Here is a 12,350-nt window from a genome sequence, read left to right on the forward strand (position 1 = left end):
GCTGGACACCGATGGCGAAGCCCTGAAAGCCCAAACCATGGGTGTGCTGGTGGACTGGCCGGGTGAGGCCGCCTACCCGCAGCGTTTTGTCTACCTGTCCAGCGAATCCAAACCCCCGGCCTGTGTGGCCGATGTGCTGGCCATCGAGATCGACAAGCGGCTGCTCGATCTGAGTGACACCGCAGAGCGCGCGGCATACCTGGCGTTGTGGCCTACGGGCAAGATGCCCCTACTGGTGGACCGGGGCCGGAATAGACAAAACGCACCCGGGGTTGCTCCCCGCAGCAGCAACCCCGGTTGCGTTTTGACGGAGCACCTGCCGGGCCTTCTACTACGCCAAGTTTCTCCCGATGCCGGCCGGGCGGATGGCGGGGCGGTAGAAAAAAGCAGATATCTGTTAGCGGGCTTGTGAGTGAGTCTCTGTGAAGACGGTAAGGGAAAAGACGGTAGCTTTGAGTAACTAAAAAACGGGTGCAGGCGTTGCGCTTACTGAAGCTACGAGATGAGTAGACGTGATAAACTGACCGACAGGATTTGCAAGCGGCCGAAGGACTTCACGTGGGAAGAGCTGGAGAGGCTGTTGGCTGCTTATGGTTTCGTACCGCTAAAGGGCGGCAAGACGGGTGGCAGCCGGCGCAAGTTCTACAACGAAACCAGCCAGGAGGTGCTGGATTTGCACCAGCCTCACCCGGGCAACATTCTAAAGCCCTACCAATTGAACTTGATTATTGAAAAGCTGAACATCTGTCAACCCGCAGTGGACCCCAGCAGGGGCTAGTCAATTCATTGAATAATAACCAGCCGGCCCGGCGTCAAAGGCAACTCGCAATGGACAACGTACTCACCCATAAAGGCTATTTCAGCATCGTAAAATACAGCCCGGAATCTGAAATCTTCTATGGGAAGATTGAGGCCATCGTGGACCTGGTGACCTACGAGGGTGAGACGGCTAAAGAAGTCAAGGCGGCTTTCGAGGGAGCGGTGGAAAGCTACTTGGAAACCTGCGTGCAGGTGGGGAAGAAGCCTGATAAGCCTTACACCGGCACCTTCAACGTGCGCGTCAATACTGAACTGCACCGCAAGGCGGCCATACTCTCCAAGCAGCGCAACATTAGCCTTAACCAGCTAATTGGGGAGGCGCTGACCCGCTACGTGGGAGCCTAGCGTGGGGGTAGTGGCGGCACGAGTCGCCCCTGCCTGGCTTTCACCACTCGAAGTTTCGCCAGGTGCCCGCCAGCCGTTTTTCAGGCACCCACATTTTTCCGTGGGTGCCTGAAAACCCTTTTACGGACCCTCCCAGAAAAATATAGGTGCCCGTAAAACGCTCTACGGGCACCCACGGAAAAATGAGGGGCTCTGAAAAACGTTTTACGGGCACCCACAGAAAAACCTAAGCCCCCGCGGGGCCCGGGGCGGGAGCGGGGGTGGCGTCGGCATCTGGGCGCGGCGGGTGGGGCAGCAGCGAGAAGTCGAAGTAGGTTTCGACGCGCTCCGGGGTTTTGTAGTAGAAGGCCAGCAGGGCGGCGTAGGCGCCGAAAAGCTCCACCAGCAGGTCGGTTTCGTCGGCGTTGAGGTCGGCGCTGGCCGACTTCACCTGCTTCTTGCGGGCGTCCTGCGCCTCGCGGGCCCGGGCGTACTGCTCCGCCAGGGGCTGGGCGGCGGCGAGCAGGGCCGCCCCGTCGGGCACCTCGGCCTGGCGCTCGCCCAGCGTGGCCACGAAGCGGGGGAAGGTCGTGCCCATGCCCTGGCGCGAGGCGCCGGAGTATTCGCTGCGGCCGGCCGGGAAGAATTCCTTGAACAGCGCGGGGTTGTCTTCCTCCAGCGCGGCAAAGTGCTTGCGGTAGGCCCGGCGCATGAACAGCTTGATGAGGTCGAAGACGGTGTCGGCTTGCAGAGTTTGCGAGCCGCGCCCGGCGCTGGCCCCGGCCTGAATGGTCAGGCCGGTGTCGAAGCCGTCGTAGAGCGGCTGGAGCCGGTCGAGTTGCGCCTGGAACCGCTCGCCGTCCTGCCGCAGGGCCTGCAGGGTGTAGCCGGCGATGGACTTGAGGTTTTGCCGCGACACGACGAGGTAGAGCAGCCAGTTGCGGAATTTGCTGCTGAAGAGCTTGCTTGGGAGCTTGGCCATAAAGAGAAAGGGAACTGTGAGGGGCAGGGTTGCCCCCGGTGGCCAAGGTAGCAGGAAAAGCGGGGCCGTAGGGGCCCGGCCCGGGGGCGGTTTGGCGCCAGCTTTGGGCCCGCCTCCGTTGGCGGCGCGGGCCGGGCGCGCCCCGCTCTGAGCCGCTGGTAAACAATTCAGTAAGCTTGAGCTTGATGCTGTATTCTTTCCGCCCCGCTTCACCTCTTGCAAACCAGTACCCCCCATGCCCAAAATCATTTCGCCCCAGGTTGAATACGCCGCGCTGCTGGCCCAGGTGAAGCAGCTAGCCCCGGAAATCTTCACGCCCGAGGGCGGGTTTTTTAACCTGATGGAAGGCCGCTGGCAGGAGCCCGGCCAGCCCCGCGCCTTCCGCTCGCCCATCGATGGCACTCTGTTGGGCAGCTTGCCCATGCTGAACCACGACACGGCCATCCGCGCCGTGGTGGCCGCCAAGCAGGAAGCCCCCGCCTGGGCCGCCACCGACCCCGCCGAGCGGCGCGCCAAAGTTCAGGCCGCCCTCGACCTGCTCCGGCCCCAGGTCGAGCTCATCGGCAAGCTGCTGATGTGGGAAATTGGCAAAACCTACAAGCTCGGCTTCACCGACATCGACCGGGCCGTGGACGGCGCCCAGTGGTACGTCGACAACCTCGACGCGATGCTGGGCCGGCGCACGCCGCTGGGGCTGGTGAGCAACATTGCCTCCTGGAACTACCCCATGTCGGTGCTGCTGCACGCCGTGCTGGTGCAGGCCCTGTGCGGCAACGCCGTCATCGCCAAAACGCCCACCGACGGCGGCTTCGTCTCCCTGAGCCTGGCCTTTGCCCTGGCGCGCCGGGCCGGCCTGCCCGTGACGCTGGTGAGCGGCGCCGGCGGCGAGCTGAGCGACGCGCTGGTGAAGCACGCCGCCATCGACTGCCTGAGCTTCGTGGGCGGCCGCAAAAACGCCCGCAACATCGCCGACGCCCTCTCCACCACCGACAAGCGTTACATGCTGGAGATGGAGGGCGTGAACGCCTACGGCATCTGGAACTACAGCGACTGGAACACCCTGGCCGACCAGCTCAAAAAGGGCTACGACTACGGCAAGCAGCGCTGCACGGCCTACGTGCGCTTCGTGGTGGAGCGCCGCCTGTTCCCGCAGTTCCTGGAAACGTACACCGAGGCCCTGCGCGGCTTGAAGGTGGGCAACCCCACGCTGGTGGACCACGCCGACGACAAGCTGCCGGAGCTGGCCTTCGGCCCCGTCATCAACGCCGCCCAGGCCCAGGACCTCGACCGCCTCTACGCCGACGCCCTCAAAACCGGCGCCACGCCCATCTACGAAGGCAAGTTCGACGACGGCCTCTTCCTGCCCGGCCAGGACCGCTCGGCCTACGTCATGCCCCGCGCCCTAGTGAACCTGCCCCGCCAGAGCGAGCTGTACTTCAAGGAGCCCTTCGGCCCCATCGACAGTATCGTGCTGGTCGACCGCATGGAGGAGCTGGTAGGGGAGATGAACATCTCCAACGGTGCCCTGGTGGCCGCCATCGCCTCCGACGACGAGCAGTTGGCCCAGCGCACGGCCCGCGAAATCCGCTCCTTTAAAGTCGGCATCAACAAGCTGCGCTCGCGCGGCGACCGCGAGGAAGTATTCGGCGGCCTGGGCGAATCCTGGAAAGGGGCCTTTGTGGGCGGCAAGCTGCTGGTTGAGGCCGTAACCAACGGCCCCGCCGGCCAGCCCGTGCTCGGCAATTACCCCGACGCCACGCTGCTGCCGGAGAAAGCGTAGGAACCCACTGAGTTTGATTATGGAATAAAACCAGGGCATAGACCCATGTAAAACCTCAGTCGTGTCCGCGGCTGGGGTTTCTGGTTTAACGGCAGCCGGCGGGCCAACCGCTCCCAAGGCCGCCGGCCGGGGCCACTGTCAAGGAAACTTCGGCCCGCCGCTTGCAAAAGCTCTGGAAGCCTGCTACCTTTGCACTCCCAAAAGCTGGGGAAGGCCCCAAACCATTTGGCAGGTTGCCAAAAGAAACCATTGGCTGCACCGTCGCCGGGCGTGCCAAGTAGTCTTAACCGAAATTTCGTTGGTCCCGTTGGGCACCCGACGAAATTTTCTTATCTTTGCGCTCCGAAAAAAGCGGACGTAGCTAACTCTCAATGAATACCGACCCCATTGCCGACTACCTGACCCGGGTGCGCAACGCCATCAAGGCGAACCACCGGGTGGTGGAAATCCCGGCCAGCAACATCAAAAAGGAAATCACGAAGGTGCTCTACCACAAGGGCTACATTCAGTCGTACCGCTTTGATGATTCTTCGGTGCAGGGCACCATCAAAATTGCCCTGAAGTACAACCCGACCACCAAGGCGCCCGCCATTACCAAGCTGCAGCGCGTTTCGACGCCCGGCCTGCGGCAGTATGTGGCTGCCGACAACCTGCCCCGCGTGCTCAGCGGCCTGGGTGTCGCCATCATCTCGACTTCGAAAGGCGTGATGACGGAGAAAGAGTGCAAAACCGAGAACGTGGGCGGCGAGGTGCTGTGCTACGTGTACTAGTCCGGAACCGCTTTAGCTAACTCAATTATGTCACGTATTGGTAAACTCCCGATTTCCGTCCCTGCCGGGGTCGCTATTTCGGTTGAGAAAGACAACGTGGTAACGGTGAAAGGCCCCAAGGGCACGCTAACCACGCAAGTGGACCGCGACATCAACGTTGCCATCGAAGACGGTACCCTCACCGTTACCCGCCCCACCGAGCAAAAGCGCCACAAGGCCATGCACGGCCTGTACCGCTCGCTCATCAACAATATGGTAGAAGGCGTCAGCAAAGGCTTCGAGAAGAAGCTGGAGCTGGTAGGCGTGGGCTACAAGGCCTCGCTGGCCGGCACCACGCTGGAGCTGGCCCTGGGTTACTCGCACAACGTGTTCATCGCCCTGCCGAAGGAAGTAACCGCCACGGCCGTTACCGAGAAAGGCAAGAATCCGATTGTCACGCTCAACAGCATCGACAATCAGTTGCTGGGCCAGGTGGCCGCTAAAATTCGTTCGTTGCGTAAAGTCGAGCCTTACAAAGGCAAGGGCGTGCGTTTCGTGGGCGAAATCATCCGTCGCAAAGCTGGTAAAACGGCCTCTAAATAAATTCGCATCATGGCTTTTGATAAAGCAACTCGCCGCAAGCGGATTCAGCGCATCATCCGCACCAAGGTGGCTGGCACGTCCGAGCGGCCCCGGTTGTCGGTGTTCCGTAGCAATACGGGCATCTACGCTCAGATTATCGACGACACCACCGGCCACACCTTGGCCGCGGCTACGTCGAAAAAAGTAACCGCCGAGGGTGGCAACGGCGTGGCTTTGGCCGCTGCCGTAGGCCGGCAGATTGCCGCCGTCGCCCAGGAGAAAGGCATCACGAAAGTGGTATTCGACCGCTCGGGTTACCTCTACCACGGTCGCGTAAAATCATTGGCTGAAGGAGCCCGCGAAGGCGGCCTCAATTTCTAAACTATCATGGCGCAAGAACGCGACAACAATCGTCCTGGCGGAGACCGTCAGCGCAGCAACGACCGCGACCGGAACAAGGACAACTCCCGCATGGGCGCTGATTCCGACTTCAAGGAAAAAGTAGTTGCCATCAACCGCGTAGCGAAGGTGGTGAAAGGCGGCCGCCGCTTCAGCTTCTCTGCTATTGTGGTGGTAGGCGACGGCAACGGCAACGTGGGTTACGGCCTCGGCAAAGCCAACGAAGTGACCGACGCCATTGCCAAAGGCATTGACGATGCCCGGAAGAACGTGGTGAAAGTGCCCATGTATAAGCACACCGTTCCTCACCTCATGGAAGGCCGCTACGGCGGTGGTTTCGTGCTCATCCAGCCCGCCGCGGCTGGTACGGGGGTAATCGCCGGCGGTGCCATGCGTGCCGTGTTCGAAAGCGCCGGTATCAAGGATGTGTTGGCGAAGTCGAAAGGCTCGTCGAACCCCCATAACGTGGTAAAGGCCACGTTCGCGGCCTTGGCCAAAATGCGGGACCCGTTGCAAATCGCACAGGCCCGTGGTATCTCTCTTGCCCGCGTTTTTAACGGTTAATTGACATGGCACAAATTCAAGTAAAGCTCGTGCGCAGCGCCATTGACCGCCCCGAGCGTCAGAAGCGCACCGTTCAGTCCCTGGGCCTGAACAAAATGAACAGCACCGCGCAGCATGAAGTGAACCCGTCCATTATGGGCATGGTGCACAGCGTGAAGCACCTGCTAGAAGTAACCGAACTGTAAGACTATAACTCGTCATGCTCAATCTCAGCAATCTATCGCCCGCCTACGGCTCGACTAAAAACGAGAAGCGGATTGGCCGGGGCGAAGGCTCCACGCGCGGTGGCACGTCGACCCGTGGTCACAAAGGCGCCAAGTCGCGTTCGGGCTACAAGCGCAAGTCCGGCTTTGAAGGTGGCCAAATGCCCCTGCAGCGCCGGGTGCCCAAGTTTGGTTTCACCAACATCAACCGCGTCGAGTACAAAGCCATCAACCTCGATGTGCTCGCTACCCTGCTCGAAAAGAACAGCGCCACCACCATGGATGCCGCTTACTTCATCTCGAATGGTTTGGTGTCGAAGAACGCCAAAATTAAAATCCTCGGTCGTGGCGAAGTTTCCACTGCCCTGGAGGTTCATGCCCACGCATTCTCGAAGTCGGCTGCTGAAGCCATTGAGAAAGCTGGCGGCAAAGCCGTAACGCTCTAAAGCCTACCTTCGGCAATGAATAAGTTTATCACGTCGATAAAAAACATCTTTGCGATTGAGGATTTGCGCACGCGAATCCTCAATACGCTTTTTTTCATTGCCATCTACCGCCTCGGTTCTTACGTAGTGCTGCCCGGCGTAGACCCTGCTCTTTTGAAGACTGGCGCGGAGGGACTATTCGGCATTCTGGACACGCTGCTCGGCGGCGCGTTCAGCCACGCCTCCATCTTTGCGCTGGGCATCATGCCCTACATCTCGGCTTCCATCGTGCTGCAGTTGCTCACGATTGCCGTGCCGTACTTTCAGAAGCTCCAGAAAGAAGGAGAGTCGGGTCGGAAGAAGATTAACCAGTACACGCGCATCCTCACCATCCCGATTGTGCTCGCGCAGTCGGTCGGTTTCATTGCCACCATCAACGCGGAGGCCATCATCAACCCGGGTACGTTCTTCACCATTTCGACCATGATTATCATCACGGCCGGAACGTTGTTCTGCATGTGGCTGGGTGAGAAAATCACGGACAAAGGCATCGGTAACGGTATTTCCATGATTATCATGATTGGCATCGTGTCGCGCCTCCCCGGTGCCATCATTGGGGAAGCGGCTGCCAAGGGCGTAAACAAGTCCCTGATTTTCCTGCTGGAAATGGTGGTGTTGTTCCTCGTAGTTATGGCGGTTATCGTGCTTACGCAGGCGGTTCGCCGCATTGCGGTGCAATACGCCAAGCAAGTTGGCGGCACCACGCAACTCGACGCACAGCGTCAGTTTATTCCCCTCAAGGTGAACGCGGCGGGGGTGATGCCCATCATCTTCGCGCAATCGCTGATGTTTGTGCCGGCCATTGTGGCGTCGGTATGGCAGAACCAGAGTGACTTGGCAACTTACATCGGCGTGAAGTTCTCGGATTACACGTCGTGGCAGTACAACGTGACATTTGCTTTGCTCATCATCGTCTTTACCTACTTCTACACGGCCATCAGCGTCAATCCTAACCAGATTGCCGATGACCTGAAGCGGAGCGGGGGGTTCGTGCCCGGCGTGAAGCCGGGCCGCGACACCTCGGAGTACATCGATGAGATTTTGACCCGCATTACCTTGCCGGGTGCCATTGCCTTGGCGCTGATTGCCATCTTCCCGGCCATCGCGCTGCTGCTTGGAGTGACGCGTCCGTTCTCGGCTTTCTACGGCGGCACGTCACTCATTATCATGGTGGGGGTGGTGCTGGACACCGTGAACCAGGTGCAGAGCTACTTGCTGATGCAGCACTACGACGGCATGATGAAATCGGGGAAGCTGCGCGGTCGCACGGCCCAGTCTATTTCAGTAGCCTCGTAAGCAGCAATGGCCAGCGGCAGCATACAATATAAAACCGAAGAAGAAATTGACCTCATCCGTGCCAGTGCGGTAGTACTGGCCAAGGCCCACGGCGAAGTCGCGGGCATGGTGAAGGAAGGAGTGACGACGCGGCAGCTCGACAAGCGCGCGGAGGAATTCATCCGGGACCACGGCGGGGTGCCATCTTTTAAAGGCCACAATAAGTTTCCCTACAGCCTGTGCCTCTCGCCAAATTCGGTGGTGGTGCACGGGTTCGCCACCGACGAGCCGCTGAAGAGCGGCGACATTCTTTCGGTGGACTGCGGGGTTTTTCTGAATGGTTTTCATTCGGATAGTGCTTACACCTACCCAATCGGGGAGGTAGCACCGGAAGTGCTGACGCTGCTGCGGGAAACCAAAGCGTCGCTCTACAAGGGCATCGAACAAGCGGTGAGCGGCAACCGCGTGGGCGACATCAGCTACGCTATCCAGAACCACGTGGGCCCGCTGGGCTACGGGGTGGTGCGCGAGTTGGTTGGCCACGGAGTTGGTGCGAAGCTGCACGAGAAGCCCGAGGTGCCGAATTACGGCAAGCGGGGTTCCGGGCCGCTTTTGCAGACGGGTTTGGTGTTGGCCATCGAGCCAATGGTGAACCTGGGCAAAAAGGACGTGGTGCAGGAGGCAGACGGCTGGACCATCCGCACCAAGGACCGCAAGCCCTCGGCGCACTTCGAGCATACCGTAGTAATTAGAAAAGATAAGGCGGAGATTCTCACGTCTTTTGAATACATAGAAAAAGCATTGCAGTAGCCCTTATGGCAAAACAAGCCTCGATTGAGCAGGACGGTACCATCCTCGAAGCCCTTTCCAACGCCATGTTCCGCGTGGAATTGGAGAACGGCCACCAGTTGATTGCCCACATTTCGGGCAAGATGCGGATGCACTACATCAAGATTCTGCCCGGCGATAAGGTGAAACTGGAAATGTCTCCCTACGACTTGTCGAAGGGCCGGATTAAGTATCGTTATAAATAGAGATAATGTATAACAATTGATTATGCCATGCTTTTCGTCGATAACATTGGTTTAGTCATTTTATTCTATTTTGTCCTTATTGGCCTAAGCGTTTTAGGCTTGAAACTGCTAATGAATCTTGCTCGCTGGCTGAAAACAAATCGCAACAACAGGCACAACGAAGAAACCTATAAGCAACAATAGCGACTCTCAGTTTTAAAACAGTAAATCGTATTTGTCATGAAAGTCAAAACCTCCGTTAAAAAGCGTAGCGTGGACTGCAAGCTGGTCCGCCGCAATGGCAAGCTCTACGTCATAAACAAGAAAAACCCCCGCTTCAAGCAGCGTCAGGGTTAATTCCATTTTAGAACCCCGGAACCTTGGGTACTGAGAAGGTGGTTATCCACTTTCCCGCCTTCCAAGCAGTTGCCGGGTTTCTGTCCGCAAACACATAACCACATACAATGGCTCGTATCGCAGGGGTTGATATCCCGGACAACAAGCGCGGCGAAATCGCCCTGACTTACATTTTCGGCATCGGCCGGAGCAATTCTCAGAAGATTCTAGTGAAAGCTGGGGTCGACATCAATAAGAAGGTGAAGGATTGGACCGACGAGGAGTCGGGGGCCGTCCGCGCCATTATTGCTGCTGAGCACAAGACGGAAGGCGTGCTGCGCTCGGAAGTGACGACGAACATCAAGCGTTTGATGGACATCGGTTGCTACCGGGGCTTGCGTCACCGCAAAGGCCTGCCGGTTCGTGGTCAGCGCACCAAGAACAACTCGCGTACCCGCAAGGGCAAGCGCAAGACGGTGGCCGGCAAGAAGAAGGCAACCAAATAATTCACAGCGTCAATCGTAATTAGTTGTCAGTTGCTAGTTGCCAGTTGTTAGTGAAATGAGCGTCTTCGTTCGACTAGCAACTGGCAACTAGCAACTGACAACTAAAAACAACAACTGCCGCATTTTTTGCGATAACCAAATGGCACAAAAAAGAAAAGACAAAGCCAAGAAGCGCGTTGTCGTGGTGGAGCAGGTGGGCCAGGTACACATCCGGGCCTCGTTCAACAACATCATCATCTCCATCACCAACAACAACGGTCAAGTTATTTCGTGGGCTTCGGCCGGCAAAATGGGCTTCCGCGGTTCGAAGAAAAATACGCCCTACGCCGCCCAAATGGCCATGAGCGACTGCGGTAAAGTGGCCCACGACCTGGGTATGCGCAAAGCCGAAGTATTCGTAAAAGGTCCGGGTTCGGGCCGTGAGTCGGCCATCCGCGCCCTCGGCAACGTGGGCATTGAGGTGACCACCATCCGCGACGTAACGCCGTTGCCGCACAACGGCTGCCGCCCCCCCAAGCGTCGTCGCGTTTAGTTTTTCACTTCAGATTTTAGATTAAGATGGCACGTTATACCGGCCCTACCTCAAAAATTGCCCGTCGCTTCAACGAGCCGATTTTCGGCCCCGACAAAGCGCTCAACAAGAAAGCCTATCCTCCGGGCCAGCACGGCCGCGGCCGCCGCAAGAAGCAGTCGGAATACGCGGTCCAGCTGATGGAGAAGCAGAAGGTGAAGTACATGTACGGCATGTTGGAGAAGCAATTCGAAAACCTGTTCCACAAAGCAGCAGCGCTCCCCGGTATCACCGGCGACAACTTGCTCGCGTTGCTGGAGGCCCGCTTAGACAATGCCGTGTATCGTTTGGGCATCGCCTCGACGCGTCGCGCGGCCCGTCAACTGGTGGGCCACAAGCACATCACCGTGAACGGCGAAGTGGTGAATATTCCTTCGTACCATCTGCGTCCCGGCGACATCGTGGCCGTGCGCGAGAAGTCGAAGTCGCTCGAAGCCATCACTACGAGCCTGTCGGTTCGCAACTCGCGCCAGTTCTCCTGGCTGGAGTGGGACGGCAAGGAGTTGGCCGGCAAGTTCATCAGCGCCCCCGCCCGGGAGTTGATTCCGGAGAAAATCACCGAGCAGCTCATTGTTGAACTGTATTCGAAGTAAGTAGCGCTACTGGTAGCGGCCCGGCAGTTTGCCGGGCCGCACTTGTGCTTATACTTCACCAACTTTTTTTCAAATTTTTTACGCCCCACATATGTCAATCTTAGCTTTTCAGATGCCGGAGAAAGTGGTGATGGAGAAATCCGACGACTTCACCGGGACGTTTGAATTTAAGCCGCTCGAGAAGGGCTACGGCGTCACCATCGGCAATGCGCTGCGTCGCATTCTGCTGTCGTCGCTGGAGGGTTTCGCCATCACGTCGGTTCGCACGAACAGCGTGCTGCATGAGTTTTCGACCATTGAAGGGGTGATTGAGGACATGTCCGAAATCATCCTGAACCTGAAAATGGTCCGCTTCAAGAAAACGAGCGACGCCATTGCCGACAAGATTACGGTGCGCGTGAAGGGTCAGGAAACCTTCTCGGGCGGCGACATCGGCAAGTTCGCCAGCGGTTTTGAGGTGCTGAACCCCGACCACATCATCGCGCACGTGGACCCGAGCAAGGAGCTGGAGTTCGAGCTGACGATAGCACGGGGCCGCGGCTACGTGCCCGCCGACGAGAACAAGCCCAACGACCAGGTCTTCGGTCAGATTGCCATCGACGCCATCTACACGCCCATCAAGAACGTGAAGTACAGCATCGAGAACACCCGCGTGGAGCAAAAGACCGACTACGAGAAGCTCATCATCGAGATTCAGACCGACGGTTCGATTCACCCGGAGGAAGCGCTGAAAGGTGCCGCCAACATCCTCATTCAGCACTTCATGCTGTTCTCGGACAACACGATGACCCTCGAAGGTCCGCGCGTGACCGAAGACGAGCCGATTGACGAGGAAACCATGCAGATGCGCAAAATGCTCAAGACTCCGTTGGAGGACATGGAGCTGAGCGTGCGCGCCAAAAACTGCCTCAAGGCCGCCGACATCAAAACGATGGGCGAGCTGGTGACCCTGGAGATTGCCGACATGATGAAGTTCCGCAACTTCGGCAAGAAGAGCCTGACCGAGCTGGAAAACCTCGTGGAAGAGCGTGGTTTAGAGTTCGGGATGGACCTGGGCAAGTATCGCTTGGACGAGGACTAGATGATTGATTGAAAGATGTGCTGATGTGCTGGACATTCCAGTGTGTTGGCACATCTTCTTTTTATCAGCACATCAGCGCATTAATTCA

At 58.2% G+C, this 12,350-nt stretch carries 19 protein-coding genes; 18 read left to right on the top strand and 1 reads right to left on the bottom strand.

The genetic code is table 11. The features are described 5' to 3' along the window. The 3 genes from RMO51_RS05095 to RMO51_RS05105 all read left to right on the top strand — a co-directional run. On the top strand, positions 1-412 hold a 412-nt coding region (locus tag RMO51_RS05095; RefSeq protein ID WP_310392602.1), incomplete at its 5' end, for a hypothetical protein. Positions 413-502: 90 nt separating this feature from the next. Then, the gene (locus tag RMO51_RS05100; protein WP_310392604.1) at positions 503-778 is read left to right on the top strand and encodes a type II toxin-antitoxin system HicA family toxin; all 276 of its coding nucleotides are present in this window, start codon (positions 503-505) and stop codon (positions 776-778) included. Between the two features lie 50 nt (positions 779-828). Beyond that, the gene (locus RMO51_RS05105) at positions 829-1,164 is read left to right on the top strand and encodes a type II toxin-antitoxin system HicB family antitoxin (protein WP_310392606.1); all 336 of its coding nucleotides are present in this window, start codon (positions 829-831) and stop codon (positions 1,162-1,164) included. Between the two features lie 226 nt (positions 1,165-1,390). On the opposite strand, the gene RMO51_RS05110 is transcribed toward RMO51_RS05105, so the two are convergent. Continuing rightward, positions 1,391-2,125, bottom strand: a complete 735-nt coding sequence (locus tag RMO51_RS05110; protein WP_310392607.1) for a hypothetical protein — start codon at positions 2,123-2,125, stop codon at positions 1,391-1,393. Between the two features lie 235 nt (positions 2,126-2,360). On the opposite strand from RMO51_RS05110, the gene RMO51_RS05115 reads away from it, so the two are divergent. The 15 genes from RMO51_RS05115 to RMO51_RS05185 all read left to right on the top strand — a co-directional run bounded on the left by RMO51_RS05115 (position 2,361) and on the right by RMO51_RS05185 (position 12,262). Beyond that, positions 2,361-3,905: an aldehyde dehydrogenase family protein gene (locus tag RMO51_RS05115; protein WP_310392609.1), complete on the top strand. Its 1,545-nt coding sequence runs from the start codon at positions 2,361-2,363 to the stop codon at positions 3,903-3,905. Between the two features lie 371 nt (positions 3,906-4,276). Continuing rightward, entirely contained in the window at positions 4,277-4,675 is a 399-nt protein-coding gene (gene rpsH, locus RMO51_RS05120; RefSeq protein WP_068191741.1) for a 30S ribosomal protein S8, read from the top strand. 27 nt (positions 4,676-4,702) lie between these two features. After that, positions 4,703-5,257, top strand: a complete 555-nt coding sequence (gene rplF / locus RMO51_RS05125) for a 50S ribosomal protein L6 (RefSeq protein WP_310392615.1) — start codon at positions 4,703-4,705, stop codon at positions 5,255-5,257. 9 nt (positions 5,258-5,266) lie between these two features. Next, a complete protein-coding gene (gene rplR / locus RMO51_RS05130) occupies positions 5,267-5,617 on the top strand; it encodes a 50S ribosomal protein L18 (protein WP_310392617.1) in 351 nt (116 codons plus the stop codon). A gap of 6 nt (positions 5,618-5,623) precedes the next feature. Then, positions 5,624-6,199, top strand: coding sequence for a 30S ribosomal protein S5 (gene rpsE / locus RMO51_RS05135; RefSeq protein ID WP_409025031.1), 576 nt, complete (start codon positions 5,624-5,626; stop codon positions 6,197-6,199). 5 nt (positions 6,200-6,204) lie between these two features. Next, positions 6,205-6,384, top strand: coding sequence for a 50S ribosomal protein L30 (rpmD, locus tag RMO51_RS05140; protein ID WP_310392618.1), 180 nt, complete (start codon positions 6,205-6,207; stop codon positions 6,382-6,384). A gap of 14 nt (positions 6,385-6,398) precedes the next feature. Further along, entirely contained in the window at positions 6,399-6,848 is a 450-nt protein-coding gene (gene rplO / locus RMO51_RS05145) for a 50S ribosomal protein L15 (RefSeq protein WP_310392619.1), read from the top strand. A gap of 15 nt (positions 6,849-6,863) precedes the next feature. Further along, positions 6,864-8,183, top strand: a complete 1,320-nt coding sequence (gene secY / locus RMO51_RS05150) for a preprotein translocase subunit SecY (RefSeq protein WP_310392621.1) — start codon at positions 6,864-6,866, stop codon at positions 8,181-8,183. Positions 8,184-8,189: 6 nt separating this feature from the next. Continuing rightward, positions 8,190-8,972, top strand: coding sequence for a type I methionyl aminopeptidase (gene map, locus RMO51_RS05155; protein WP_310392623.1), 783 nt, complete (start codon positions 8,190-8,192; stop codon positions 8,970-8,972). Positions 8,973-8,977: 5 nt separating this feature from the next. After that, positions 8,978-9,196, top strand: a complete 219-nt coding sequence (gene infA / locus RMO51_RS05160; RefSeq protein ID WP_035567874.1) for a translation initiation factor IF-1 — start codon at positions 8,978-8,980, stop codon at positions 9,194-9,196. 219 nt (positions 9,197-9,415) lie between these two features. Continuing rightward, positions 9,416-9,532: a 50S ribosomal protein L36 gene (gene rpmJ, locus RMO51_RS05165; protein WP_046246595.1), complete on the top strand. Its 117-nt coding sequence runs from the start codon at positions 9,416-9,418 to the stop codon at positions 9,530-9,532. A gap of 107 nt (positions 9,533-9,639) precedes the next feature. Continuing rightward, positions 9,640-10,017: a 30S ribosomal protein S13 gene (gene rpsM / locus RMO51_RS05170; protein WP_188561975.1), complete on the top strand. Its 378-nt coding sequence runs from the start codon at positions 9,640-9,642 to the stop codon at positions 10,015-10,017. Positions 10,018-10,156: 139 nt separating this feature from the next. After that, positions 10,157-10,549, top strand: a complete 393-nt coding sequence (rpsK, locus tag RMO51_RS05175; RefSeq protein WP_035567868.1) for a 30S ribosomal protein S11 — start codon at positions 10,157-10,159, stop codon at positions 10,547-10,549. Between the two features lie 26 nt (positions 10,550-10,575). Then, entirely contained in the window at positions 10,576-11,181 is a 606-nt protein-coding gene (gene rpsD / locus RMO51_RS05180; RefSeq protein ID WP_310392653.1) for a 30S ribosomal protein S4, read from the top strand. 91 nt (positions 11,182-11,272) lie between these two features. Beyond that, complete coding sequence (locus RMO51_RS05185) at positions 11,273-12,262, top strand: DNA-directed RNA polymerase subunit alpha (protein WP_310392654.1); 990 nt, start codon at positions 11,273-11,275, stop codon at positions 12,260-12,262. Positions 12,263-12,350: the final 88 nt, after the last annotated feature.

Origin of the sequence: Hymenobacter sp. (assembly GCF_031398885.1) — a bacterium.
Classification (GTDB): Bacteria; Bacteroidota; Bacteroidia; order Cytophagales; family Hymenobacteraceae; genus Hymenobacter.